The organism is Streptomyces sp. NPDC002156, assembly GCF_053593675.1.
The window spans coordinates 1-24,858 of the sequence record NZ_JBSFDA010000082.1; the positions used below are offsets into that span (position 1 = coordinate 1).

The 24,858-nt window shown below is 70.1% G+C and carries 22 protein-coding genes; 11 read left to right on the forward strand and 11 right to left on the reverse strand.

What is annotated here, in order from left to right:
• Positions 1–180: 180 nt before the first annotated feature.
• Positions 181–1,416 carry a lactonase family protein gene (locus ACWCRB_RS28840; protein ID WP_450998825.1) on the forward strand — a complete coding sequence of 412 codons (1,236 nt, stop codon included), beginning with the start codon at positions 181–183 and terminating at the stop codon, positions 1,414–1,416.
• Here ACWCRB_RS28840 and ACWCRB_RS28845 read toward each other — a convergent pair.
• The gene (locus ACWCRB_RS28845; protein ID WP_369032716.1) at positions 1,384–2,109 is read right to left on the reverse strand and encodes a DUF2470 domain-containing protein; all 726 of its coding nucleotides are present in this window, start codon (positions 2,107–2,109) and stop codon (positions 1,384–1,386) included. The genes ACWCRB_RS28840 and ACWCRB_RS28845 overlap by 33 nt on opposite strands.
• Before the next feature lie 138 nt (positions 2,110–2,247).
• A complete protein-coding gene (locus ACWCRB_RS28850) occupies positions 2,248–2,856 on the reverse strand; it encodes a TetR/AcrR family transcriptional regulator (protein WP_389350440.1) in 609 nt (202 codons plus the stop codon).
• 117 nt (positions 2,857–2,973) lie between these two features.
• Between ACWCRB_RS28850 and ACWCRB_RS28855 the strand changes: the two genes are divergently transcribed.
• The gene (locus ACWCRB_RS28855; RefSeq protein ID WP_450998826.1) at positions 2,974–4,443 is read left to right on the forward strand and encodes a cytochrome P450; all 1,470 of its coding nucleotides are present in this window, start codon (positions 2,974–2,976) and stop codon (positions 4,441–4,443) included.
• Between the two features lie 107 nt (positions 4,444–4,550).
• Positions 4,551–4,751 carry a DUF5999 family protein gene (locus ACWCRB_RS28860; RefSeq protein WP_369032713.1) on the forward strand — a complete coding sequence of 67 codons (201 nt, stop codon included), beginning with the start codon at positions 4,551–4,553 and terminating at the stop codon, positions 4,749–4,751.
• An 18-nt stretch (positions 4,752–4,769) separates the two neighbouring features.
• Here the strand turns inward: ACWCRB_RS28860 and ACWCRB_RS28865 are convergent, their stop codons facing one another.
• The 8 genes from ACWCRB_RS28865 to ACWCRB_RS28900 form a co-directional block, all read right to left on the reverse strand.
• Positions 4,770–6,074, reverse strand: coding sequence for an alpha/beta fold hydrolase (locus ACWCRB_RS28865; protein ID WP_450998827.1), 1,305 nt, complete (start codon positions 6,072–6,074; stop codon positions 4,770–4,772).
• 112 nt (positions 6,075–6,186) lie between these two features.
• Complete coding sequence (locus tag ACWCRB_RS28870) at positions 6,187–7,218, reverse strand: LacI family DNA-binding transcriptional regulator (RefSeq protein WP_235472832.1); 1,032 nt, start codon at positions 7,216–7,218, stop codon at positions 6,187–6,189.
• Positions 7,219–7,310: 92 nt separating this feature from the next.
• A complete protein-coding gene (locus ACWCRB_RS28875; RefSeq protein ID WP_450998828.1) occupies positions 7,311–8,735 on the reverse strand; it encodes a BNR repeat-containing protein in 1,425 nt (474 codons plus the stop codon).
• Positions 8,736–8,786: 51 nt separating this feature from the next.
• Entirely contained in the window at positions 8,787–9,107 is a 321-nt protein-coding gene (locus ACWCRB_RS28880) for an L-rhamnose mutarotase (RefSeq protein WP_235472834.1), read from the reverse strand.
• Positions 9,108–9,124: 17 nt separating this feature from the next.
• Positions 9,125–10,207 (reverse strand): rhamnose ABC transporter substrate-binding protein, encoded by a 1,083-nt coding sequence (gene rhaS / locus ACWCRB_RS28885; RefSeq protein WP_450998829.1) that lies wholly within the window; start codon positions 10,205–10,207, stop codon positions 9,125–9,127.
• Between the two features lie 102 nt (positions 10,208–10,309).
• Complete coding sequence (locus ACWCRB_RS28890; protein WP_450998830.1) at positions 10,310–11,305, reverse strand: ABC transporter permease; 996 nt, start codon at positions 11,303–11,305, stop codon at positions 10,310–10,312.
• The gene (locus ACWCRB_RS28895; RefSeq protein WP_235472837.1) at positions 11,298–12,338 is read right to left on the reverse strand and encodes an ABC transporter permease; all 1,041 of its coding nucleotides are present in this window, start codon (positions 12,336–12,338) and stop codon (positions 11,298–11,300) included. Before ACWCRB_RS28895 ends, ACWCRB_RS28890 begins: the two co-directional genes overlap by 8 nt.
• Positions 12,335–13,852 (reverse strand): sugar ABC transporter ATP-binding protein, encoded by a 1,518-nt coding sequence (locus tag ACWCRB_RS28900; RefSeq protein WP_450998831.1) that lies wholly within the window; start codon positions 13,850–13,852, stop codon positions 12,335–12,337. The genes ACWCRB_RS28895 and ACWCRB_RS28900 overlap by 4 nt, the downstream gene beginning before the upstream one ends.
• A 288-nt stretch (positions 13,853–14,140) precedes the next feature.
• Between ACWCRB_RS28900 and rhaI the strand changes: the two genes are divergently transcribed.
• The 6 genes from rhaI to ACWCRB_RS28930 all read left to right on the forward strand — a co-directional run bounded on the left by rhaI (position 14,141) and on the right by ACWCRB_RS28930 (position 21,871).
• Positions 14,141–15,301, forward strand: coding sequence for an L-rhamnose isomerase (gene rhaI, locus ACWCRB_RS28905; protein ID WP_450998832.1), 1,161 nt, complete (start codon positions 14,141–14,143; stop codon positions 15,299–15,301).
• Positions 15,302–15,430: 129 nt separating this feature from the next.
• On the forward strand, positions 15,431–17,470 hold the full coding sequence (locus tag ACWCRB_RS28910; RefSeq protein WP_450998833.1) for a bifunctional aldolase/short-chain dehydrogenase: 2,040 nt from the start codon (positions 15,431–15,433) through the stop codon (positions 17,468–17,470).
• A complete protein-coding gene (locus ACWCRB_RS28915; protein WP_450998834.1) occupies positions 17,467–18,918 on the forward strand; it encodes a rhamnulokinase in 1,452 nt (483 codons plus the stop codon). The genes ACWCRB_RS28910 and ACWCRB_RS28915 overlap by 4 nt, the downstream gene beginning before the upstream one ends.
• 69 nt (positions 18,919–18,987) lie before the next feature.
• Positions 18,988–19,743: a (Fe-S)-binding protein gene (locus ACWCRB_RS28920; RefSeq protein WP_450998835.1), complete on the forward strand. Its 756-nt coding sequence runs from the start codon at positions 18,988–18,990 to the stop codon at positions 19,741–19,743.
• A complete protein-coding gene (locus tag ACWCRB_RS28925; RefSeq protein WP_450998836.1) occupies positions 19,740–21,221 on the forward strand; it encodes a LutB/LldF family L-lactate oxidation iron-sulfur protein in 1,482 nt (493 codons plus the stop codon). The genes ACWCRB_RS28920 and ACWCRB_RS28925 overlap by 4 nt, the downstream gene beginning before the upstream one ends.
• On the forward strand, positions 21,218–21,871 hold the full coding sequence (locus ACWCRB_RS28930) for a LutC/YkgG family protein (RefSeq protein WP_450998837.1): 654 nt from the start codon (positions 21,218–21,220) through the stop codon (positions 21,869–21,871). Before ACWCRB_RS28925 ends, ACWCRB_RS28930 begins: the two co-directional genes overlap by 4 nt.
• Positions 21,872–21,892: 21 nt before the next feature.
• Here the strand turns inward: ACWCRB_RS28930 and ACWCRB_RS28935 are convergent, their stop codons facing one another.
• A complete protein-coding gene (locus ACWCRB_RS28935; RefSeq protein ID WP_450998838.1) occupies positions 21,893–22,474 on the reverse strand; it encodes a TetR/AcrR family transcriptional regulator in 582 nt (193 codons plus the stop codon).
• A 142-nt stretch (positions 22,475–22,616) separates the two neighbouring features.
• Here ACWCRB_RS28935 and ACWCRB_RS28940 point away from each other — a divergent pair, with 142 nt between their 5' ends.
• Both ACWCRB_RS28940 and ACWCRB_RS28945 read left to right on the forward strand, forming a co-directional pair.
• Positions 22,617–23,474, forward strand: a complete 858-nt coding sequence (locus ACWCRB_RS28940) for an AAA family ATPase (RefSeq protein WP_450998857.1) — start codon at positions 22,617–22,619, stop codon at positions 23,472–23,474.
• On the forward strand, positions 23,471–24,850 hold the full coding sequence (locus tag ACWCRB_RS28945; protein WP_450998839.1) for a vWA domain-containing protein: 1,380 nt from the start codon (positions 23,471–23,473) through the stop codon (positions 24,848–24,850). Before ACWCRB_RS28940 ends, ACWCRB_RS28945 begins: the two co-directional genes overlap by 4 nt.
• The last annotated feature ends 8 nt before the right edge of the window (positions 24,851–24,858 follow it).

Genomic DNA, 24,858 nt, shown 5'->3' on the forward strand with positions numbered 1-24,858 from the left:
GCCGATGCGGCAGCCCCCGAGGATGGGACGGGTAGGGGCGGCGGGGGCGAGAACAACCACCCCCACCCGTTGCAGCCCATGCAACGCCCATTGCTCCTCTTGCAGATCACAGGTGATCCACGTCAGAGTTGCTGTCACAGCCGACAGCGGCTGAGGCGACCGAGACCCGGGGTGCAGGTAATGAGCGGTGGTACGGAACCGGCGCGAGGTGCGCGCGGCGGCTGGAGCAGGCGTCGGTTCGTGGGTGCGGCGGCGGGCAGCGCCGCGGCCGCGTCCGTCCCGGCGCGAGCGATGGCGGCCGTCCCGGTGGAATCCGCCGCCGCGCCGGAATCACCGGTGCCGGAATCATCCGCAGAGGCAGCCCCTCAGCCGACCGCTCCCCGCCCCCTCTTCCTCGGCACCTACACCTCCGTCGAGGACGGCGGCACCGGCATCGGCCTGGCCACCTACGACCCGGAATCGGGGCGGATCACCGGCGCCGGAACCGTCACCGGCGTGGGTGACCCGTCCTATCTCGCCGTGCATCCCGACGGCCGCACCCTGTACGCGGTCAACGAGCGCGAGAACGGCGGCGTGACCGCGATCCGGCTCGGCGGCAAGGGCAAGCCGCATCAAGTGCTGGGCACGCGGAGCACCGGCGGCGCGGGGCCGTGTCATCTGTCCGTGCATCCGGGCGGACGGTGGCTGCTCAGCGCCAACTACGGCTCCGGCAGCGTGGCGGTGCACCCCATCGACGCCTCGGGCGCGCTGGGCGAGCGCACCGACCTGGTCACGCACTCCAGCCCGGCGCCGGGCCCGGGCCAACAGGGCCCGCACGCGCACCAGTTCGTCACCAGCCCCGACGGCGGCCATGTCCTCGCGGTCGATCTGGGCACGGACACGGTCTACACGTACCGCCTGGACCTCGCGCGCGGCACGCTCACCGAGGTCTCGCGCGACCGGACCCGGCCGGGCGCGGGTCCGCGCGATCTCGCCTTCCACCCCGGCGGCCGGTACGCGTATCTCGCCAACGAGGTCGACAACACGGTCGCCGTGTGTGCCTACTCCCCCGCCACCGGGCGACTGTCCATCGGGGAGGCGCAGCCCACGGGGACCGGTTCGGGCACGAGTTACCCGGCCCAGTTCGTGGTGAGCGCGGACGGGCGGTTCGCGTATCTGGCGAACCGCGGCCACAACAGTCTGACGCGGTACGCCATCGAGGCGGACGGTGCCCGGCTGCGGCTCCTCGACACGGTGCCGGTCGCCGGTGACTTCCCGCGTCAGATCGCCCTCTCCCCGTACGGGAACCTGCTGTTCGCCGCGAACCAGCGGTCGAGCACGGTCAGCGTCTTCCGCGTCGACCCTGCGAGCGGTGAACTGCGGCTCGCGGGCGAGCCGTTCGCGTCACCCGTCGTCGTCTGTGCGCTGCCGCTGTAGCGCGCGGGGGCAGGACGCGGCGCTGGCCTGGGTCAGGAGGATGTGCATGCGCTCGGTGAGCTGCGCCACGGTGTCGGCGGGCCGGTGGAACGCCAGCCGTACGTCGCCGTGGGCGCGGGCCCGCTCGATGCGCAGGGTGAGTCCGTGCCGGTCGACGGCGAGCGGCTGGACCTTGACGGCGCCGTGCAGGCTCTCCGGCTCGACCAGCCGCGTGAGGCGCTCGACGGCGTCGCCGTGGCAGTCGGCGAGGTGGGTCAGCAGGCCGGCCTCGGCCGTGGCCAGCGGGTCGGGCTCGGCGGCGGCGAACTCGTCGAGGTCGACGACGGTGGCACCGGACGTCTGGCGCAGCACCACCCGCGTCGGACGGAACGCCAACTGCTCGCCCTCGACGGAGAACCAGCCGGCCATCCACAGCCGGGCGCGGATCCGGTTGCGCACGGGGACGGGCGAGACGTCGGCGAACTCCAGCACGGCCGAGGGCTCGCCGCGCGGGGCGCAGACGGCGGCGGCGAGCAGCGTGCTGTCCGCCGGCACGTCCAGGATCACCCGGCCGTCCTCGCCGACGGTGTGCGCGCCGACGAACTCCTCGCGCCCGCCGTCCGCGGTCACCGCGCAGGACCACGCGGCCGCGAGCACCGAGCGCGCGCGTTCCGCCGCCGCGGGCGCGGCCGTCCAGGTCGGACTGTCACCCATCCCAAACCTCCTTAGGTAAGCCTTGCCTAACCTATCGAAGATCTGGGCGCACGCCAACCACCTCCCGTGATCCTGTGCGATTCCTGTACCGCGACCCGGCCGTGAATCGACCGCGAATCGGCCGGGTTCAGGGGGCGTTCAGAGCGCGAGGGTGCCGAGCAGCGCCCGCGCGCACAACTCCCGTACCTGCTCCCGGGACAGGTCCGAGCCCCGCAGCCACTCCAGACAGACAGCGGTCGTGAACGCCAGCCAACCACGGACGGCGAGGCGCAGTTCGGGCCGTTCCTCGGCCAGTCTCCCGAACTCCGGGTCGGCCGCGAGCGCTTCGAGGATCTGCCGCTCCTGCGTGGCCAACGCCCGCTGGTAGACCTTCCGTACGGCCTGGTCGCCGGAGGCGTCGGCACGATGGAAGGCGCGGTAGCCGTGCGCGTGTTCCTCGACGTACGCGAGGAACGCGTCGAGGTTGGCGTCCAGTTGCTCGCGTGCGGGGACGCCCGGGACGGCGGCCGTCATCCGCATCATGCGTTCGCTCTCGCGCTCCACGACCGCCGCGAAGAAGTCCCGCTTGGTCGGGAAGTAGTGGTAGAGCAGCCCGCGCGAGACACCGGCGATCTCGGCGACCTGCTCGATCCACACCTCGTCGTACGGGCTCTCCGAGAACAGGCGCGCACCGACCGACAGAAGCTGCTCCCGGCGCTCGCCGGTGCTCAGCCGACGGCGCGTGCGCTCCCCTTCTTTCGCGGCCATGTCCGCACTTTACTTGACGCTACTTGACGTCGGTTCAACAGCGGGACCAGACTGAAACCGTTATTGAATCCACGTACAACAGGATCAACGCGCCGCAGGATCAAGGGAGATGGCGTCATGACCGAGACGGCGACCGGGACCGCTTCGCCCAGGGGATTCCGCAGTGCCGAGCTGGGCTGGCCGGAGCTGCACCGCATTCCGCGTCCGCCGCGCCGGATACCGCTGCTCGGCGATCTGGTCGGCGTCAACCCCCGCACTCCCCTCCAGGACTCGATGCGTGTCGGGCAGCGGCTGGGGCCGATCTTCCGGCGCAAGGGGTTCGGCAAGGAGATCGTGTTCGTGTGGGGCGCGGAGCTCACCGCCGATCTGGCGGACGAGTCGCGCTTCGCCAAGCACGTGGGCCTCGGGGTGGCCAACCTGCGCCCGATCGCCGGGGACGGGCTGTTCACGGCGTACAACCACGAGCCCAACTGGCAGCTGGCGCACGACGTCCTCGCCCCCGGTTTCAGCCGTGAGGCGATGGCCGGCTACCACCCGATGATGCTGGCCGTGGCCGAGCGGCTCACCGACCGCTGGGACCGGGAACTGGCGGCGGGGCGCCCGGTGGACGTGCCCGGTGACATGACGAAGCTGACCCTGGAGACGATCGCCCGCACCGGCTTCGGGCACGACTTCGGCTCGTTCGAACGCGACCGCCCGCACCCCTTCGTGACGGCGATGGTGGGCAGCCTGAACCACGCGCAGTATCTGAACGTCGTCCCCGCGCCGCTCGCCCCGCTGCTGCTGCGCCGGGCCACGCGCCGCAACGAGGCGTCCATGGCGTACCTGAACCGCACCGTCGACGAACTGGTACGGGCCCGCCGGACGTCCGACGGCGACGGCACCGGCGATCTGCTCGACCGGATGCTCGACACCGCCCACCCGGAGACCGGTGAACACCTCGCGCCGGAGAACGTGCGCCGACAGGTGCTCACCTTCCTCATCGCGGGCCACGAGACGACGTCCGGCGCGCTCTCCTTCGCCCTGCACTATCTCTCCCAGCACCCGGAGATCGCCGCCCGCGCCCGCGCCGAGGTGGACCGCGTCTGGGGCGGGGCGGCCCTCCCCGGCTACGACCAGGTCGCCAAGCTGCGGTACGTGCGCCGGGTGCTGGACGAGGCGCTGCGGCTGTGGCCGACGGCTCCCGGATTCTCCCGCGAGGCCCGGCACGACACGGTGCTGGGCGGGGAGCATCCGATGCGGGAGGGCGCCTGGACGCTGGTCCTCGCTCCGCTGCTGCACCGCGACCCGTCAGTCTGGGGCGCCGACGCAGACCGGTTCGACCCGGACCGCTTCGACGTGGCGGCCGTGCGCGCCCGCCCCGCCCACGCGTTCAAGCCCTGGGGCACCGGGGCCCGGGCGTGCATCGGCCGCCAGTTCGCGCTGCACGAGGCGACACTCGTCCTCGGCCTGCTGCTGCGCCGCTACGACCTGAAGCCCGAGCCGGACTACCGGCTGCGGGTGACGGAACGGCTGACGGTGATGCCGGAGGGGCTGCGGCTGCACCTCGAACGCCGGTCCCCGGGCGAGGAGTTGGCGGCTGCCTGAGCCGCAACCTCACAGATGAATTTCCCGGGGTGTCGGGGTCTCCACATACAGAGGAAAACAACCTCCGCTCTACTACTGAGGCAGACCCCTGACACACGGGAGAGACCATGTGCACCCACCAGCCTCCGTGCCCGTCCGTCGACAGCCCGGACCACGACGCCGCGGTCATCGTCACGGCCCACCCCGAGCAGGGCTGGAACCTGCTCTGCAACGGCACGATCGTCTTCGACGACACCGGCGAACTCCTGCCGGACGGCCGGGCGGTGGGCCCGCTGCGCGGCGTCGGCACCCTGGCCGTCGCCGCCTGACTCACCGGCTGCCCGTCCTCACACCTCGTCGCGGGTCAGGGCCAGCAGCCGGTCCAGTACGTGCGGTCCGCCCGCCCGTACCCCGTCGTGCTCGAACTCGTCGGTCACCCAGGTGCGCAGCCCCCGGATCGCCCGCGCGGTCTCCAGGGCGTGGCCCGTGTCGACGTACATGTCGTCGTGGTAGACGGCCGCGGCGACCGGGACCTCGTTGACAGCTAGGCGCGAACGGTCGTACAGGGACGGCCAGTTCGTGTGGGCGGCGAGGAGTTCGGCGGTCTCGCGCAGGGGGCGCAGGGCCGGGTCGACGTCGAACATCCAGGGGTGCACCGACTCGCCGGTGAACAGCAACGGGCCGTCGCCCGCGAGGGACTTGCCCGCGTCGAACTGCGGGAACTCGGCGCGCACCCGCTCGGCGGACCAGTCGGTGGGGCGGGAGTCCTGGCCGTAGCAGGCCTCGTGGACAAGGGCGTACAGCGGGTGCCCGGCGTACGACAGGAGGCCCTGGGCCTCCTCCAGGAACGCGTCGGAGAGGACCGTGCCGTCGGGGGTGCGGACGAAGGCGTCCTCCAGGAGGTAGTGCAGCCGGTGACTGCCCTCGCCGCCGCCGAGGAGGATGCCGAGGGACTGGAAGGCCTCGACGGTCAGGCGGTAGCCGTTCGGGAGGAGCGGCTCGTGGCCGATCACGTACTCGGCGATGCGTCTCGCGCGTTCCACGTCCTGGGGGTAACGCGCGTAGTGCGCGGCGACCTTGCGTTCGATACGGGGGTAGGCGGCCCGGTAGACGTCGTCCGCGTGTCCGTCCAGGGACGGGAGACCGCCGGTGATCAGGGCGGCGGTCAGGCCCTCGGGGGCCGTCGACAGATAGTGCACCGCGCAGAAGCCGCCGAAGCTCTGGCCGAGGACGGTCCAGGGGGCGCCGCCGGTGACCGTCGGGCGGATGGCCTCGCAGTCCCGGACGATCGAGTCCGCGCGGAAGCGGGTCAGGTAGGCGGCCTGTTCGGCGGGGCCGCCGCGCAGCGGGAGCGTCTGGCGGTTGGCGGGCGTGGAGGCACCGGTGCCGCGCTGGTCCAGGAGCAGGACACGGAACTCCTCCAGGGCCCGGCCGAGCCAGGCCCCCTGGCCGACGAAACGATTCGCCCCGAAGCCAGGACCGCCCTGGAGGTAGAGCAGCCACGGCAGGTCGTCCCGGTTCGCCTCGCCGCTCGCGACGACCTCACGGGCGTACAGCTCGATGGTCTCGCCCCCGGGGTCGTCGTGGTCCAGGGGCACGGTGAAGCGGCGGTCGGTGAGGACAACGCCGGGCTGGCGGTAGCTGACGGTCAACGGTGCTCCCGAGACGGTTGGATTCCAGGCCGCCCCAGTTCAGCACATGTTCGCGGCCCTGCCGAGCCCCTGGATCATGACAACGTACTGAACGCGCGATCAGTTCCGGACATCAGCGGGCCGACAGGCTGGAGCGGCGGACCACCAGTTCCGGCTGGAGGACGACCCTGCGGTGCTCATGCCGCCTGGGCCCGGTCTCCGTCTCCGCCTCGGTCTCCTCCAGGAGGAGTTCGGCGGCCAGGGCGCCCATGGTGACGGCGGGCTGGCGTACGGAGGTCAGCGGGACGGCCGCCGCGGCGGCGAACTCGATGTCGTCGTAGCCGACGATCGCGAGGTCGTCGGGGACGCCGACGCCGGCCGCGTACATGGCCTGGAGGACACCGAGGGCGAGCAGGTCGTTGGCGCAGAAGACCGCGGTGGGGCGCTCGGCGAGGCCGAGGAGACGGGCGCCCGCGTCCCGGCCCGCGGCCACGTCGAGGCGTTCGGTGGGCAGCTCGCGCAGGGCCGAGGGGCTGAGGCCGGCCTCGGCGAGCGCGTTCAGGGCGCCCGTACGGCGGTCGCGGACCTGGTTGAAGCCGGGCGGGCCGCTGACGTACGCGATGGAACGGTGGCCGGCGTCGATCAGGTGGCGGACGGCCAGGGCGCCGCCCGCGACGTCGTCCACGGAGACCGAACACTCGGTGGTGCCCTCGGCGACCCGGTCGACCAGCACGAACGGGATGCCGTGCCGACGGAAGGAGGCGATGTTGCGGCCGGTCGCGTCGGCCGGGGTGAGCAGCACTCCGCGCACCCGCTGCTCGGCGAAGAGCGACAGGTAGTCGGCCTCCTCGCCGGCGCTCTGCGCGCTGTTGCAGACCATCACGCCGAGCCCGGCGTCGCGCGCGGCCCGCTCGGCGCCGCGTGCCACGTCCACGAAGAAGGGGTTGCCCATGTCGAGGACGAGCAGCCCCATGATGCGGCTGCGCCCGGCGCGCAGCTGACGCGCGGACTCGCTGCGGACGTAGCCGAGACGGTCGATCGCGGACAGCACCCGGGCCCGGGTCTCGGTGGCGACCGAGTCCGGACGGTTGATGACGTTCGAGACCGTGCCGACGGAGACTCCGGCGGCACGGGCGACGTCCTTGATACCCACCGGCTGGGCCATCGGGCGGGGACCTCCAGGGAAACGAACGGTGGCGGGCAGGCCCTTACATTAACCGCGACCTGCCCGACCCTTGCTGATCCGGCCTGATCCGGTCACGCGGGAAGGCTGAAGTCGACGACATGGAGCGCGGACGGGGTCGTACCGCTCGACTTCTCCTGGTAGAGGACGGACAGGACGTTGTCCTGGGCGATCCGCGTCTCGTCGACGACGACCTCACCGAAGGCGTTGAGTGTGCTGCCGTCGTAGAGCAGCGCCCAGTCGGTGTACCCGGAGGACTTCGACGCGCCGGCTATCCGCCCGAAGGGGAAGATCGCGTAGGCGTTGTCGTACTTGTCGAGGACCAGCTTGGTGCGCTGGCTGGAGTTGAGCGGGACCGGGATCTCGGTCTTCTGCCAGGTTCCGGCGGAGTTCTTGCGGACGTGGAAGGCGCGGCCGTTGGCGGTGCGGTTGGTGACGTAGTTCGTCGTGCACTGGCCGAAGCGGCCGGGGACGTAGCTGATGATGGCGTGCGGCAGACCAGACGAGTCGGTGAACTGGCTCTCCTGGTTCATCAGGGAGTGGTCCGGGTTGAGGGAGTCGACGACGAGCCCGCTGTCCGTCACGGCGACCTTGTCCGTGCCGCCTGTGGTGCCGACGGCGGTGCCCGCGTTGTTGCGCCAGGTGCGGCCCCGGTCGTCGGAGTAGACGTAACCGGTGTCGTGGTTGGTGATGCCGCCGCTGTTGCACATCACGGCGCCGTTCTGCTCGCGCCAGGTGAAGAACGAGTGCAGCCGGCCGTTCCTGTCGTAGTCGATGCCGTGCAGGTACATGTTGCGGACCGTCGACGAGCCGTGCTCGCTGGTGTACGTGCCGGTGGAGCTGGTCCACTCGCCGAGCGCCGTCCAGGTCGAACCGTCGTACTCGGCAAGGGCGTTGCGGCCGTTCCCGGAGATACCCACGCGGTAGCTCAGCTGGAGCCTGCCCTCGGGCGTCGAGATGAACTGGGGGTACGTGAACTGGGTGGTGAGCGCGAGTCCGTCGAGCGTCGACTGGGGTGAGCCGAAGCGGGCGGCGGTCCAGCTGAGCCCGGACGGGTTGTCCATGAGCCCGGCGACCGACTTGACGTAGGTGAAGCCGTCGCTGTGCGAGTCCATGTTCAGGTGGAGCCGGCCGTCGACCTTGGAGACGCCCATGGAGATGACGTTGTGGGAGTCGCTGGCCTTGAGGGTGTGTCCGACCTGGACCGTCGACCAGGTGGTGGCGCCGAGGACGCGGCGGGCGACGACGGCGTTCTTGTCGGCGGTGTACCAGACGGCGTACTGGTAGCCCTTGTAGGTCAACAGGGCGTTCTTCTGGAACGAGTTGTTGTTGACCAGGCCGTCGTAGGAGACGAAGAAGACCGCCTGGGAGTCGAGCGTGGTGTTGCCGGTCTGGGTGACCGAGGGGCCGGGGTCGGCGGCGCGGGCGCTGCCGACGGCGAAGGCGGGGGTCACCACGGCACCGGCGAGGGCGGCGCCCAGCAACGTACGTCTTTTCATCTCGGGGGACTCCATTGTCTGGCGAGGTGAGAGAGGAGTTCAAACGGGGGTTCAGGCGAGGTGGAACACCTCGGTGAGGGGCTTCATGGCCTCGTCGGGGCGGGCGCCGTCCAGCGACTCGAAGAACGGCGCCATCTCCGCCTGCCAACGGGCGTTGACCTCTGCGGCCTCCATGCCGGCCTGGGCGGCGGCGAAGTCCTCGGTCTCCAAGTAGCCGACCAGCAGGCCGTCTTCGCGCAGGAAGAGCGAGTAGTTGTGCCAGCCGGTGGCCGAGAGCGCGTCGAGCATCTCGGGCCACACGGCGGCGTGCCGCTCGCGGTACTCGTCGAGGCGGTCCGCCCGGACCTTCAGCAGAAAGCACACGCGCTGCATCAACAGCCCCCAGGGAATCAGAAGTTGAACTGGTCGATGTTGTCCTTGTTGAACACGGTGGGCTTGCCGAGGCTGATCACACCGTCCGCGCCGATGGTGAACGAGCCCATGTCGCCGGCCTTGAAGGTCTCGCCCTCCTTGCCGGTGATCTGCCCCGAGACCAGCGCGACGGCGGTGTACGCGGCCAGCTCGCCGAGCTTCGCCGGGTCCCACAGCTCGAAGCCCTCGACGGTGCCGTTCTTGACGTACTTGCGCATGTCGTTGGGGGTGCCGAGGCCGGTCAGCTTGACCTTGCCCTTGTACTTCGAGCCGGACAGGTACTGGGCGGCGGCCTTGATGCCGACGGTGGTCGGGGAGATGATCCCCTTCAGGTTCGGGTACTCCTGGAGGAGGCCCTGGGTCTGCTGGAAGGACTGCTGGGCGTCGTCGTTGCCGTACGCGACCTTGACCAGCTTGATGTCCTTGTACTTCGGGTCCTCCAGCTCCTTCTTCATGAAGTCGATCCACACGTTCTGGTTCGTCGCGGTCTGCGCGGCGGACAGGATCGCGATCTCGCCCTTGTAGTCGATCTGTTCGGCGAGCAGCTGCACCTCGGTACGGCCCAGGTCCTCGGCGCTGGCCTGCGAGACGAACGCGTTGCGACAGTCGGCCTTGGTGTCGGAGTCGTACGTGACGACCTTGATGTCGTTCTTCATGGCCTGCTTGAGTGCGGTGCACAGGGCACCCGGGTCCTGCGCGGACACGGCCATCGCGTCGACCTGCTGCTGGGTGAGCGTGTTGACGTACGACACCTGCCCGGAGGTGTCGGTGGCGCTGGACGGCCCGACCTCCTTGTAGGTGGAGCCCAGGGCCTGGAGCGCCTTCTCGCCGCCCTTGTCGGCGGAGGTGAAGTACGGGTTGTTGACCTGCTTCGGCAGGAAGCCGACGGTCAGCCCCTTCTTGGTGGCCGCGTTCGGGTCGGCCTTGCCGGTCGCGGCGGCCGAGGCACCCTCGTCCTTCACGTCCTCCTTGGTGGTACCACCACAGGCGGTGAGGGCCAGAGCGAGCGAGGTGGCCGCGGCGAGCGCCGCGGAGGCACGACGGATGGATGACTTACGCATGAGGGTTCCTTAGGACAGAGGGTGAGGAGAGACGCCCCGTTTTTAGGGGCGCGGGGAACTGCGCGACCAGCCACAGCCGGTCCGCAGTCTGCGAACAACCGTTTACGTCAGCCTTTGCGAGGCCCGAGCCAGTGAGACCTGCCGAGCGACCCGAGGTCCCAGCACGGAGAGAACCAGCAAGACGCCCGTGACGACGATCTGAGACTGAGCCGAAACGTCCTGAAGGCTCATCACGTTCTGCAGCGCACCGAGCAGGAACACCCCGGCGATGGCGCCACCCAGCGTGCCCTTCCCCCCGTCGAAGTCGATCCCGCCCAGCAACACGGCGGCGATGACGGACAGTTCAAGCCCGGTGGCGTTGTCATAGCGAGCGCTCGCGTAGTGCAGCGCCCAGAAGATCCCGGTCAGAGAAGCCGTGAGCCCGGTCACAGCGAACAGGATCAACTTCTGCCGCTTCACCCGGATACCGGCGAAGCGAGCGGCCTCCTCACTCGCCCCGATCGCGAACAGCGACCGGCCGAACGGGGTGGCGTGCAGCACGACCACGGCGATCGCGAGCAGCACCAGGAAGGGCAGCAGGGCGTACGGGACGAACGTGTCGCCGATGCGTCCGGCCGCGAAGTCCAGGTACTGGGTGGGGAAGTCGGTCACCGCGTCGGAGCCGAGCACGATCTGTGCGATGCCCCGGTAGGCGGCCATGGTGCCGATGGTGACGGCGAGGGAGGGCAGCCCGAGCCGGGTGACGAGCAGCCCGTTGATCAGTCCGCAGACAACACCCAGGGCCAGGCAGATCGGGATGATCATCTCGATCGTGAGGCCCTGGTTCCACAGGGCGCCCATCACCGCGCCGGAGAGGCCGGCGGTGGAGGCGACCGAGAGGTCGATCTCGCCGGAGACGACGAGGAGGGTCATCGGGAGCGCGATGAGCGCGATCGGGAGGGTGTTGCCGATCAGGAAGGACAGGTTGAGCCCGTTGCCGAACCCGTCCACGAACCCGAAGGACAGCAGCAGCACGACGACCAGGAGGACGCCGACGGCGGAGTCCCACCTCTTCAGGGAGGACCCGCGGATCGCGCGCGCGAGTGACGAGTCAGCCATGGCGGGCGTTCCTCTTCTTCAGTGCGGACGCCACGCGCAGGGCGACGATCCGGTCGACGGCGATGGCGAGGATGAGCAGGATGCCGTTGATGGCCATGACCCACACCGAGCTGACGCCGAGGGCGGGCAGCACGCTGTTGATGGAGGTCAGCAGCAGCGCGCCGAGCGCGGCCCCGTAGACGCTGCCGGAGCCGCCGGTGAAGACCACACCGCCGACCACGACCGCGCTGACGACGGTGAGTTCGTAGCCGTTGCCGGTGCTGGAGTCGACGTTGCCGAACCGGGCCAGGTAGAGGGCTCCGGCGAGTCCGGCGAGGGCGCCGCAGAAGGTGTACGCGGCGAGGATCCGCTTGCGTACGGGGATGCCGGCGAGCCGGGCGGCCTCGGGGTTGGAGCCGAGGGCGTACAGCTCACGGCCGCCGCCGAAGTGCTTGAGGTAGTAGGCGGTGGCGATGAGTACGGCGAGCGCGATCAGCGCGAGGTAGGGCACCGCCGTGATGCCGCCGGAGCCGAAGTCGACGAATCCGTCCGGGAGATCGGCCGCCGTGATCTGGCGGGAGCCGACCCAGATGGAGTCGATGCCGCGGATGATGTAGAGCGTGCCGAGGGTGACGACGAGGGCGGGCACCTGGCCGAAGCTGACGAGCAGCCCGTTGAGCAGCCCGAACCCGATACCCATGAGGACGGCCAGGGCGACGGCCACGACGGGGTTTCCGCCGTCCTGGAGGTAGACGCCGGCGGCGAAGGCGCTGATGCCGAGAGTGGAGCCGACGGACAGGTCGACGTTGCGGGTGATGACGACGAGCGACTGGCCGGTGGCGACCAGGACGAGGATCGTCGCGTTGAGCAGCAGGTCCTTGATGCCCTGTTCGGACAGGAACTCGCTGTTGCCTGCCTGGGTGACGGCGATCATCACCAGGAAGACGACCAGGATGGCGAGTTCGCGCATCTTGAAGACGCGGTCCACCAGGCGGGTGGCGCCGGCCTTGGGCACCTCGGCGGCGGGGGCGGGGTTGGGAGCGGTCACCGTCATGCGGCGGCCCTCCCGGTGGCTGCGGCCATCACCGTTTCCTCGGTTGCTTCGGAGCGCGGGATCTCGGCGGTGAGGCGGCCCTCGTGCATCACGAGCACGCGGTCGGCCATACCGAGGATCTCGGGCAGGTCGGAGGAGATCATCAGAACGGCCACCCCGTCGGCGGCCAGCTCGCCGAGCAGGCGGTGCACCTCGGCCTTCGTACCGACGTCGATGCCGCGGGTGGGCTCGTCGACGATCAGCACCCTGGGGCCGGTGGCGAGCCACTTGGCCAGGACGACCTTCTGCTGGTTGCCGCCGGACAGCGTGTTGACGGTGTCGGCGATACGGGCGTACTTGACCTGGAGCTTGACGGCCCAGTCGAGGGAACGGCTGCGCTCGGCGCCCCGGTCCATCAGTCCTGCCTTGACGGTCGTACGCAGGCCGGTGAGGCCGATGTTCCGCTCGATGGACATGTCCATCACCAGGCCCTGGGCGCGCCGGTCCTCGGGGACGAGGGCGAGCCCGGCGGCCATGGCCGTGGAGGGGGCGCCGTTGGTGAGGACCGTGCCGTCGACCTCGACCTCGCCGGCGTCCCAGCGGTCGATGCCGAAGACGGCCCGGGCGACCTCGGTACGGCCGGCGCCGACAAGCCCCGCGAGGCCCACGATCTCGCCGTGCCGCACCTCGAAGGAGACGTCGGTGAAGACGCCCTCGCGGGTCAGCCGGCGCACGCTCAGCGCGACCTCGCCGGCCGCCACGTCCTGCTTCGGGTACAGCTCGTCGAGGTCGCGACCGACCATCCGGCGTACGAGGTCGTCCTCGGTCATGCCGTCGATCGGCTCGCTGGCGATCCAGGCGCCGTCGCGGAGGGTCGTCACCCGTTGGCAGATCTGGAAGATCTCCTCCAGCCGGTGCGAGATGAACAGCACGGCGGCGCCCTGTTCGCGCAGGGTGCGCACGACGCCGAAGAGACGGGCTACCTCGCTGCCGGTGAGGGCGGCGGTCGGCTCGTCCATGATCAGGACGCGGGCGTCGAAGGAGAGGGCCTTGGCGATCTCGACGATCTGCTGGTCGGCGATGGACAGGCCGCGGGCGGGACGGTCGGGGTCGAGTTCGACGCCGAGTCGCCGCATCAGGGCGGCGGTCGCCGAGTGGGTGGCCTTGCGGTCGATCCGGCCGAGGGCTCGGCGCGGCTGGCGGCCCATGAAGATGTTCTCGGCGATCGACAGATCGGGAAAGAGCGTCGGCTCCTGGTAGATCACGGCGATACCGGCGTCGCGGGCGTCGCCGGGGCCGTGGAAGACGACGGGCGCACCGTCGAGCAGCACCTGGCCGGCGTCCGGTCGGTGCACGCCGGCGAGCGTCTTGATGAGGGTCGACTTGCCGGCGCCGTTCTCACCGGCGAGTGCGTGCACTTCACCGGGGAACAGCTCCAGGGAGACGTCCCGCAGGGCACGCACCGCACCGAAGGACTTGGAGATGTCCTTGAGCGCCAGCACTGGGGCCGGCCCCGGGTCGGACGGGTGGGTCATGAGGGCTCCTCGACGACGCCCGTGGGACTGGCCTCACGACGTCGTGAAAGGTTTCAACTGGGTTGCCGGGACGTTAGACACGAGAGCCATGTCACGTCAATGGGTCCGTGTCGAAATTCTTTCGATAGTTGAAGGTCACGGGCAAGTCACGGCAGCCTGAGTTGGTCAGAGGGGTTGACACCCCTTCGGGGGGCTCATAGCTTCCCGTTCTGAATCGTTTCATCAGATCGTCGTTCCGCAGGCTGTTTCCCAGTCGTCGTTCCGACCCGATGTCACAGGAGTCCCGTAGTGACCGAGCGCAGCGCGGTGAAGGCCGCTCTCAAGACCCAGGCCATCGAAACGCCGTCGTGGGCGTACGGGAACTCGGGGACCCGTTTCAAGGTGTTCGCCCAGCCCGGCGTACCCCGCAACCCCTTCGAGAAGCTGGACGACGCGGCCCAGGTGCACGCCTTCACGGGGGTCGCACCGACCGTCGCGATGCACATTCCGTGGGACAAGGTCGAGGACTACGCGGCGCTGGCGAAGTACGCGGAGGAGCGCGGCCTCAAGCTGGGCGCGATCAACTCGAACACCTTCCAGGACGACGACTACAAGCTGGGCAGCATCTGCCACCCGGACGCGGTGGTGCGGCGCAAGGCGCTCGGTCACTTGCTGGAGTGCGTCGACATCATGGATGCGACGGGGTCCGCCGATCTCAAGCTGTGGTTCGCCGACGGAACCAACTATCCCGGTCAGGACGACATCCGTGAGCGGCAGGACCGGCTCTCGGAGGCGCTGGCGGCGGTGTACGAACGGCTCGGCGACGACCAGCGGATGCTCCTCGAGTACAAGTTCTTCGAGCCGGCCTTCTACACGACCGATGTGCCGGACTGGGGGACGGCGTACGCCCACTGCCTGAAGCTCGGGCCGAAGGCACAGGTCGTCGTCGACACCGGGCACCACGCTCCCGGGACCAACATCGAGTTCATCGTCGCGACGCTGCTGCGGGAGGAGAAGCTGGGCGCGTTCGACTTCAACTCGCGGTTCTATGCGGACGATGACCTGATGGTCGGTTCCGCTGATCCGTTCCAGCTGTTCCGGATCATGTACGAGGTGATTCGGGGTGGGGGGTTCGTGCCTGAGGTGGCGTTCATGCTGGATCAGTGTCACAACATCGAGGCGAAGATTCCGGCGATCATTCGGTCGGTGATGAACGTGCAGGAAGCGACGGCCAAGGCACTCCTTGTTGATAAGGAGGCGTTGGCTGTTGCTCAGCGGTCGGGGGATGTTCTGAGTGCGAACGCGGTCTTGATGGACGCGTACAACACGGATGTTCGGCCGTTGCTTGTGGAGGTTCGGGAGGAGCTGGGGTTGGACGGGGATCCGATCGCTGCGTATGCGCGGAGCGGGTGGGGGGCGAAGATCGCTGCGGAGCGGGTTGGTGGGGAGCAGGCCGGTTGGGGGGCGTGAGCGTCTGCCGGGTTCTGTTCTATGCGGAGTGCCGGCCGTCCGTGGCTGGTCGCGCAGTTCCTCGCGCCCCTAAAGGAAGGGGCGTTTCCCTCCCCCTCTTTCGACACATCACGTAAGGATTGATCTCGCATGGCTACCCATCCTGAAGCCGCCGCCCTCATCGCTCGGTCTCGTCGGCTTGGTGCTGACCCCCGGAACACGAACTACGCGGGTGGCAATACGTCCGCCAAGGGGACCGACACCGATCCCGTCACCGGGGGTGATGTGGAGCTGATGTGGGTCAAGGGGTCCGGGGGTGATCTGGGGACGCTGACCGAGGGTGGGCTGGCTGTGTTGCGGCTGGACCGGCTGCACGCGCTCAAGGGTGTGTATCCGGGGGTGGAGCGCGAGGACGAGATGGTCGCCGCGTTCGACTACTGCCTGCACGGCAAGGGTGGGGCGGCGCCGTCGATCGACACCGCCATGCACGGACTCGTCGACGCCGCCCACGTGGATCACCTCCACCCCGACTCCGGGATCGCGCTCGCCTGTGCCTCCGACGGGGAGAAGCTGACCGCCGAGTGCTTCGGGGACCGTGTGGTGTGGGTGCCGTGGCGGCGGCCCGGGTTCCAGCTCGGGCTGGACATCGCCGCCGTGAAGGCCGAGAATCCGCAGGCCATCGGATGCGTCCTCGGCGGACACGGCATCACCGCCTGGGGCGACACCGCCGAGGAGTGCGAGCGCAACTCGTTGCACATCATCCGTACCGCCGAGGCGTTCCTGGAGGAGAAGGGGAAGGCCGAGCCGTTCGGGCCCGTCGTCGAGGGGTACGGTCCCCTCGCGCCGGACGAGCGGCGTGAGCGGGCCGCCGCCCTTGCCCCTTACATCCGGGCCATCGCCTCGCAGGACAAGCCGCAGGTCGGGCACTTCACCGACGCGGACGTCGTGCTGGACTTCGTCTCGCGTGCCGAGCACCCGCGCCTCGCCGCGCTCGGTACCTCCTGCCCTGATCACTTCCTGCGGACCAAAGTCCGGCCGCTCGTCCTCGATCTGCCGGCCTCCGCTCCCCTGGACGAGGCGATCGCGCGGCTCAAGGAGCTGCACGCCGAGTACCGCGAGGAGTACGCCGCCTACTACCGGCGCAACGCCCTGCCCGACTCCCCCGCGATGCGCGGCGCCGACCCGGCGATCGTGCTCGTGCCCGGAGTCGGCATGTTCTCCTTCGGCAAGGACAAGCAGACCGCTCGCGTCGCCGGCGAGTTCTACGTCAACGCGATCAACGTGATGCACGGGGCCGAGGCGGTCTCGACGTACGCCCCGATCGAGGAGTCGGAGAAGTTCCGGATCGAGTACTGGGCGCTGGAGGAGGCCAAGCTTCAGCGGATGCCCAAGCCCAAGGCGCTGGCTACTCGGGTCGCTCTCGTGACCGGTGCGGGCAGTGGGATCGGGAAGGCCATCGCCGAGCGGCTCGTTGCCGAGGGGGCGTGTGTCGTCGTCGCCGATCTCAACGCGGAGAACGCGGCGGCTGTGGCGGAGGAGCTCGGTGGGCCCGACAAGGCCGTCGCCGTCACTGTGGATGTCACGTCCGAGGAGCAGATCGGCGCGGCCTTCCGGGACGCCGTGCTCGCCTTCGGTGGGGTCGATCTCGTCGTCAACAACGCGGGGATCTCCATCTCCAAGCCGCTGCTGGAGACCTCCGCGCGTGACTGGGATCTGCAGCACGACATCATGGCGCGCGGGTCGTTCCTCGTGTCGCGCGAGGCGGCTCGGGTGATGATCGCCCAGGAGCTGGGCGGCGATGTCGTCTACATCGCTTCCAAGAACGCCGTCTTCGCCGGGCCCAACAACATCGCCTACTCCGCCACCAAGGCCGACCAGGCCCACCAAGTGCGGTTGCTGGCCGCCGAGTTGGGGGCGCACGGTATTCGCGTCAACGGGGTCAACCCCGATGGTGTGGTGCGGGGCTCCGGGATCTTCGCCGGGGGCTGGGGTGCGCAGCGCGCTGCCACGTACGGCATCGAGGAGGAGAAGCTCGGTGAGTTCTACGCCCAGCGGACCATCCTCAAGCGTGAGGTGCTGCCCGAGCACGTCGCCAACGCCGTGTTCGCGCTGACCGGCGGCGAGCTGACGCACACCACGGGCCTGCACGTCCCGGTCGACGCCGGCGTCGCCGCCGCCTTCCTGCGATGAGCCGGACCGTCAGGTCGTACGCCGCTGTCGATCTCGGCGCGTCCAGTGGGCGTGTCATGGTCGGCCGGGTCGGGTCCGACACGCTGGAGCTGGCCGAGGCGCACCGGTTCGTGAACCGGCCCGTGCGGGTGCCCGAGGGGCTGCGCTGGGATGTGCTGTCCCTGTACGCGGGGGTGCTGGACGGGCTGCGGGCAGCGGGGCAGGTCGACTCCGTCGGTATCGACAGCTGGGCCGTGGACTACGGCCTGCTGGATCGGGACGGGGCGCTGCTCGGCAATCCGGTGCACTATCGCGACGCCCGGACGGAGGGTGTCGCGGAGAAGGTGTGGGCGTCCGTCCCTGCCGCCGAGCTGTACGCGGCTACCGGGTTGCAGTACGCGCCCTTCAACACCCTCTATCAGCTGACGGCGGCTCGCGGCACAGGGCAACTGGCCGCCGCCTCACGCCTGTTGCTCATCCCCGATCTGCTGACCTACTGGCTGACCGGCGAGGCCGGTACCGAGCTGACCAACGCCTCCACCACCCAGCTGATCGATCCCCGGACGCGTGACTGGGCCCATGACATCGCGCGGAAGCTGGACATCGACCTCGGGCTGTTCGCGCCGCTGCGGCAGCCCGGTGATCCGGCGGGCGTGCTGCGCGCCGAGGTGCTGGAGGAGACCGGGCTCACCGGGCCGGTGCCGGTCACCACGGTCGGGTCGCACGACACCGCTTCGGCGGTTGCGGCCGTGCCTGCCGTCGACGAGCGGTTCGCCTATATCTGCACCGGCACCTGGTCCCTGGCGGGCCTGGAGCTGGACGCGCCCGTCCTCTCCGAGGAGAGCCGGGCCGCCAACTTCACCAATGAGCTGGGGCTCGACGGCACGGTCCGCTATCTGCGGAACATCATGGGGTTGTGGCTGCTCCAGGAGTGTGTACGGGCCTGGGGGGACCCGGAGTTGGGTGGGCTGCTGCGGGCCGCGGCCGAGGTGCCGGGGCTGCGGTCCGTGGTGGATGCCGGTGACGCGGGGTTCCTGGCGCCGGGGCGGATGCCCGAGCGGATCACCGAGGCCTGTCGGGTCTCCGGGCAGCCGGTGCCTCAGTCGCCGGGCGAGATCACGCGGTGCATCCTCGACTCGCTCGCCCTCGCGCATCGGCGGGCGGTGGCGGACGCCCAGCGGCTCGCCGGGCATTCCGTCGACGTCGTGCACATCGTCGGGGGTGGGACGCGCAACGCGCTGCTGTGCCAACTCACCGCCGATGCCTGCGGGTTGCCGGTGGTGGCGGGTCCGGCCGAGGCCGCCGCGCTCGGCAATGTCCTCGTCCAGGGGCGGGCCCACGGGCTCGTCGGCGACCGTACGGACATGCGCCGGCTGCTCGCCCGTACCCAGCCGCTGACCCGCTACGAGCCGTCCGGTGACCCGGCGGCCTGGCGTGCGGCGGAGGCCCGGCTCACCAATGCCCGGTGAGGGGGCTCCCTCGTTGTGCGCCGTCCGCGTACCCTGCACTCATCCGATGATCGACCACTAGGAGCTGCGATGCGTGTCGCCCTGTTCCTGACCTGTGTCAACGACACGCTCTATCCGGACACGGGCCGCGCCGTGGTGAAACTGCTGACCAGGCTGGGCGTCGAGGTCGACTTCCCGATGGCGCAGACCTGCTGCGGGCAGGCGCACTACAACACCGGGTACCGGCATGAGGCCGAGCCGCTCGCCCGGCATTTCTCCGATGTATTCGGGGGGTACGAGGCGATCGTGACGCCCTCCGGGTCGTGCGGGGCGATGGTGCGGGAGCTGTATCCCCGGATGGGTGAGCGGGCGCGGGCCGAGGGGCGCGGGGACACCCTCGCCGCGACTCTGGCACCCGTGGTGCCGAAGACGTACGAGTTGACGGAGTTCCTGGTGGATGTGCTGGGGGTGACGGACGTGGGCGCCTACTACCCGCACACCGTCACCTATCACCCGACCTGTCACGGTCTGCGCGGGCTCGGGCTCGCCGACCGGCCGCGCAGGCTGCTCCAGGCCGTCAAGGGGCTGGAGCTGCGCGAGCTGCCGGGGGCCGACGAGTGCTGTGGCTTCGGCGGGACGTTCGCGCTGAAGAACTCCGATGTCTCGGCGGCGATGGGTGCCGACAAGGTGCGCAACGCCGAGTCGACGGGCGCGGAGGTGCTGTGCGCCGCCGACAACTCGTGTCTCATGCACATCGGCGGCACGATGACCCGGCTCTCCACCGGGATGCGGCCGGTGCACATCGCGGAGATCCTGGCGAGCACGGAAGAGGAGCCCCTGGCATGAGCGGTGGGACGTTCGTCGGGATGCCGGCCTTCCCCAAGGCGGCCCACGACGCGGTCAACAACCAGACCCTGCGCGGAAATCTGCGCCACGCCACCCACACGATCCGCGGCAAACGGGCGAAGGCCGTCGCCGAGGTGTCCGACTGGGCGGAGTTGCGGGAGGCGGGCAAGCGGATCAAGGACCATACGCTCCGTCATCTCGACCGCTATCTCGTCCAGTTGGAGGAATCGGTCACGGCGGCCGGTGGCCATGTGCACTGGGCCGCCGACGCCGAGGAGGCCAACCGGATCGTCGTCGAACTGGTGCGGATGACCGGGGAGTCGGAGGTCGTCAAGGTCAAGTCGATGGCCACGCAGGAGATCGGGCTGAACGAGGCCCTGGAGGCCGAGGGCATCAGCGCCTACGAGACCGATCTCGCCGAGCTGATCGTGCAGTTGGGCAAGGACCGGCCCTCGCACATCCTCGTTCCGGCGATCCACCGGAACCGGGGTGAGATCCGGGACATCTTCGTACGCGAGATGAGCGAGTGGGGCCGCCCGGCTCCCGAGGGTCTCACCGATACGCCCGCCGAACTGGCCGAAGCGGCACGACTCCACCTCCGCGAAAAATTCCTGCGCGCCAAGGTGGGCGTCTCCGGCGCCAACTTCATGGTCGCCGAGACGGGCACGCTGGTGGTGGTCGAGTCGGAGGGCAACGGCCGCATGTGCCTGACGCTCCCCGAGACGCTGATCTCGGTCGTCGGCATCGAGAAGATCGTGCCGACCTGGCGTGACCTGGAGGTCTTCCTGCAGACCCTCCCCCGCTCCTCGACCGCCGAGCGCATGAACCCGTACACGTCGACCTGGACCGGTACGACGGACGGCGACGGCCCGCAGACCTTCCATCTGGTCCTGATCGACAACGGCCGCACCGACACCCTCGCCGACGAGGTCGGCCGCCAGGCCCTGCGCTGCATCCGCTGTTCGGCCTGTCTGAACGTCTGCCCGGTGTACGAGCGAGCCGGCGGCCACGCCTACGGCTCCGTCTATCCCGGCCCGATCGGCGCCATCCTCAGCCCCCAACTCCGGGGCACCGCAAGCGAGATCGACGCCTCGCTCCCGTACGCCTCCTCGCTGTGCGGGGCCTGCTACGACGTCTGCCCGGTCGCCATCGACATCCCCGAGGTGCTGGTGCATCTGCGCGAGCGTGTCGTGGAGGGCGGGCCGGTGACACGGGAGGGCAACAAGGTCGTCCTGAAGCCGGCGAAGGGCCACGCCGCCGAACGGGCCGCGATGCGTGCCGCCCGCTGGGCGTTCAGCCACCCCGGCGCCCTGCGCACCGGACAGCGCCTCGCGTCCCGGACGCGCCGCTTCCATCCGCGCACCCTGCCAGGGCCCGGCAAGGCCTGGAGCGCCACCCGCGATCTGCCGGCCGTTCCTGCGGAGCCGTTCCGCGACTGGTGGCAGCGCACCAACGGCGGAAAGGACACCACCAAGTGAACAGCCGCGACCTGATCCTGGGCCGGGTGCGCCGCGCCCTCGCCGACGTGCCCCGCGACGACACGCCTTACGACCAGGCCGTCGACCGCGACTATCTGCGCGAGCACGGAAACCGCGGCGTCGAGGAGACGGTCGAACTCCTCGCCGAGAACCTGGCGGACTACCGGGCGATCGTGCACCGCTGCACCGACGACGAGCTGCCGGCTCTCCTCGCCGGGATACTGGCCGGACACGGCTCGGCCTCGGTGGCCGTACCGCCCGGTCTGGACGAGCGCTGGCTGTCGGCCACCGACGCCGTACGCGTCCCGGACCGGGGCGAGAGCACACCGTACGACCTGGACCAGGTCGACAGTGTGGTCACGGCCTGCGCCCTCGCCGTCGCCGAGACCGGCACGATCGTCCTGGACGGCTCCCCCGACCAGGGCCGCCGCCGCATCACCCTCGTCCCCGACCATCACATCTGTGTTGTACGGGTCCCCGACCAGGTCGTCCCGTCCGTGCCCCAGGCCCTCGAACTCCTCGACCCGGCACGCCCGTTGACCTGGATCTCCGGACCATCGGCGACCAGCGACATCGAGCTGGACCGGGTCGAGGGGGTGCACGGGCCGCGCACTCTGGAGGTGGTGCTGGTGAGTGGTGGGGTCGACTGATCCGTCTGCTTCGTACGGCGGCTACGCCACTCCTGCCGCGTCCATCAGGGTCGTCACCGTCACCGTGGTCAGCCCGGCCAGCGACTCGATGCGGGCGCCGGAGCGGGCACTCGCGCCGTCGAAGACGAGCATCAACTGCCGGGCCAGCAGCTCGGGTTCACGAGCGCCGCCCGCAGCGGCCTGGATACGGAACCACTCCTGGAGGCCCTGTTTGGCCTGCTGGGCGACCACGCTGGCCGGGTGCCCGGGGTCCTTCAGTTCGACGAGCGCGGCCAGGAAAGGACAGCCCTGGTAGTCGGGTTCGGTGGAGGCCTTCTCCAGCCGCTCGAACAGGCCGAGGACGAGCTCGCGCGGGGTACCGGCGTCCAGCGGGCCGGGCACGAGCTGCTCCGCGTACGCGGCCGAGCGTCGGGCCAGGCTGGCCGCGAGAACCTCGTCCTTGCTCGTGAAGAGCTGGTACATCGACCGCTTGGAGACTCCGGCGGCCTTGCACAGGGCCTCGACGCCGATGGAGACACCGTCGCGGTAGAACAGCTCGGCTGCCGCGTCGAGCAGCCGGTCGCGCGGGGATGCCTTGTCGGGCGCCTTGTCCGTAGTGGCCATACGGCGAGGTTACCTCGCGGACGGAAGCAGGGAAACCGATCGGTTCACAGGTGACACGAGCGGTGACCAAGCGCTTAGATAGTGGAGCTGGACCCGCTTGGACCGTGGGTCCGGCCCGTTCACGCCCACGCTGGAGGCCCCGTTGTTCACATCCGTCGACGACGTCTCCACACGCCTCGCCGAGACCGGCTACCTGGCCTCCCCCGCCGTCGCCACCACGGTCTTCCTGGCCGACCGGCTCGGCAAGCCGCTCTTGGTGGAGGGCCCGGCCGGGGTCGGCAAGACCGAGCTGGCCAAGGCCGTCGCCGAGATCGCCGGAGCGGAGCTGATCCGCCTCCAGTGCTACGAGGGCGTCGACGAGTCGAGGGCTCTGTACGAGTGGAACCACGCCAAGCAGCTGCTGCGCATCAGCGCGGGCCGCGACGAGACATGGGACGCGACCCGCACGGACATCTTCAGCGAGGAGTTCCTGCTCCCCCGGCCCCTGCTGACCGCCATTCGCGGCGACGAGCCCAAGGTGCTGCTGATCGACGAGACCGACAAGGCGGACGTCGAGGTGGAGGGCCTACTCCTCGAAGTGCTCTCCGACTTCCAGGTCACGGTCCCCGAGCTGGGCACGATCACCGCGACCCGCCGCCCCTTCGTCGTCCTCACCTCCAACGCCAGCCGCGAACTCTCCGAGGCCCTGCGCCGCCGCTGTCTCTTCCTCCATATCGGCTTCCCCGACGCCGAGTTGGAGCGTCGCATCGTCCGGCTGAAGGTGCCGGACCTCGACGCGGCACTGGCCGAGTCGGTGGTACGGGTGGTGGGCGCCCTGCGCGCGATGGACCTGCGGAAGGTCCCGTCGGTCTCCGAGACCATCGACTGGGCCCGCACCCTGCTGGCCCTGGGCGCGGACACGCTCGACGAGACGGTCGTACGGGACACCCTGGGCGTCCTCCTCAAGCACCAGGACGACGTCCTCAAGGCGAGCGCCAAGTTGGACCTGGACGCACTGTGAACGCCCGGTCGGCGGACGCCGGTTCTGGCGCCGATGTCGCTGAACGCCTGACAGGGCTCGTCGGGGCGCTGCGCTCGCACGGCGTCCGGATCGGCACCGGGGAGACCGTGGACGCGGCCCAGGCGGTGGCCGTACTCGGGTTCACGGACCGGGAGTTGCTGCGCGAGGGGCTGGCCGCGACCCTGCTGCACGGCACCGACCAGCGTCCGGTGTTCGACCCGGTCTTCGACCTGTATTTTCCGCGCAGTGTCGGAGCGCCCGGCACGGAACCCGCGGACCGCGACGAACTGCGCGACCGGCTCGCCGCCGCGCTGGCCGCCAACGACCGGGCGCTGCTTGCCCAGTTGGCCGTCGAGGCGGTCGACGGCTTCGGCGGATACGGCTCCTCGCCGGGGTCGGACGGCTGGTCGTCGTACCAGACCCTGGACCGGATTCGGCCGCAGACACTGCTGGCCCGGGTGCGGGCGAGCCTCCGTGAGGGCGCCGGGGAGACGGGGTTCGCCGACCGGCTGCTCGACGACGAGATCCGGCGGCGGATCGAGGAGTTCCGGCGGCTGGTCGGCGCGGAGGCCCGGCGCCGGGTGGCCGAGCGGCGCGGCCGGGACGAGATCGCCCGACGGGCGGTGGCCCCCACCGCCGACCGGGTCGACTTCCTGGTCGCCGGACGCGCCCAACTGACCGAACTGCGCAGGGCGGTTCAGCCGCTCGCGCGTAAACTCGCCACCCGGCTGGCCGCGCGCCGCCGCAAGGCCGCCCGCGGCTCGATCGACCTGCGCCGCACGGTGCGCGCCTCGCTGTCGACGGGCGGGGTGCCGATGCGGCCCGTACTGCGCCGGCGCCGTCCCGCCCGGCCCGAACTGGTGCTGCTGTGCGACGTGTCGGGCTCGGTGGCCGGTTTCTCCGACTTCACGATGCTGCTGGTGCAGGCGCTGCACGACCAGTTCAGCAAGGTCCGCGTGTTCGCCTTCGTCAACCGCGTCGACGAGGTCACCGGCCTGCTCGTACACGGCGCCGCCGACCCCGAGGGACTCGGCGCCCGCATCCGTGCGGAGGCGACCCTGACGGGCTGGCACGGCAGCAGCGACTACGGCGTCGCGCTGGGCGAGTTCACGGAGCGGTACGCCGACGCGGTCGGCCCCCGTACCACCGTGTTCGTGCTCGGTGACGCCCGTACGAACATGAGCGACCCGAATCTGCCCGCGGTACGGCAGCTGGCCGAACGGGCCCGCCGCGTCTACTGGTTGAACCCCGAGGGACGGTCCCAGTGGGGCACGGGCGACTCGGCGGCGCCCGCGTACGCCGAGCTGGTGGAAATGCGCGAGTGCCGCAACGCCCGCCAACTCGGCGCGCTGATCACCCGGTTGCTGCCGGTGTGACGGTGGCC

Bases quoted from the DNA above. Each gene is read 5' to 3' on its own strand.
- ACWCRB_RS28840 (WP_450998825.1), top strand. From the start codon at position 181: ATGAGCGGTGGTACGGAACCGGCGCGAGGTGCGCGCGGCGGCTGGAGC.
- ACWCRB_RS28845 (WP_369032716.1), bottom strand. From the start codon at position 2,109: ATGGGTGACAGTCCGACCTGGACGGCCGCGCCCGCGGCGGCGGAACGC.
- ACWCRB_RS28850 (WP_389350440.1), bottom strand. From the start codon at position 2,856: ATGGCCGCGAAAGAAGGGGAGCGCACGCGCCGTCGGCTGAGCACCGGC.
- ACWCRB_RS28855 (WP_450998826.1), top strand. From the start codon at position 2,974: ATGACCGAGACGGCGACCGGGACCGCTTCGCCCAGGGGATTCCGCAGT.
- ACWCRB_RS28860 (WP_369032713.1), top strand. From the start codon at position 4,551: ATGTGCACCCACCAGCCTCCGTGCCCGTCCGTCGACAGCCCGGACCAC.
- ACWCRB_RS28870 (WP_235472832.1), bottom strand. From the start codon at position 7,218: ATGGCCCAGCCGGTGGGTATCAAGGACGTCGCCCGTGCCGCCGGAGTC.
- ACWCRB_RS28875 (WP_450998828.1), bottom strand. From the start codon at position 8,735: ATGAAAAGACGTACGTTGCTGGGCGCCGCCCTCGCCGGTGCCGTGGTG.
- ACWCRB_RS28880 (WP_235472834.1), bottom strand. From the start codon at position 9,107: ATGCAGCGCGTGTGCTTTCTGCTGAAGGTCCGGGCGGACCGCCTCGAC.
- rhaS (WP_450998829.1), bottom strand. From the start codon at position 10,207: ATGCGTAAGTCATCCATCCGTCGTGCCTCCGCGGCGCTCGCCGCGGCC.
- ACWCRB_RS28890 (WP_450998830.1), bottom strand. From the start codon at position 11,305: ATGGCTGACTCGTCACTCGCGCGCGCGATCCGCGGGTCCTCCCTGAAG.
- ACWCRB_RS28895 (WP_235472837.1), bottom strand. From the start codon at position 12,338: ATGACGGTGACCGCTCCCAACCCCGCCCCCGCCGCCGAGGTGCCCAAG.
- ACWCRB_RS28900 (WP_450998831.1), bottom strand. From the start codon at position 13,852: ATGACCCACCCGTCCGACCCGGGGCCGGCCCCAGTGCTGGCGCTCAAG.
- ACWCRB_RS28910 (WP_450998833.1), top strand. From the start codon at position 15,431: ATGGCTACCCATCCTGAAGCCGCCGCCCTCATCGCTCGGTCTCGTCGG.
- ACWCRB_RS28915 (WP_450998834.1), top strand. From the start codon at position 17,467: ATGAGCCGGACCGTCAGGTCGTACGCCGCTGTCGATCTCGGCGCGTCC.
- ACWCRB_RS28920 (WP_450998835.1), top strand. From the start codon at position 18,988: ATGCGTGTCGCCCTGTTCCTGACCTGTGTCAACGACACGCTCTATCCG.
- ACWCRB_RS28925 (WP_450998836.1), top strand. From the start codon at position 19,740: ATGAGCGGTGGGACGTTCGTCGGGATGCCGGCCTTCCCCAAGGCGGCC.
- ACWCRB_RS28935 (WP_450998838.1), bottom strand. From the start codon at position 22,474: ATGGCCACTACGGACAAGGCGCCCGACAAGGCATCCCCGCGCGACCGG.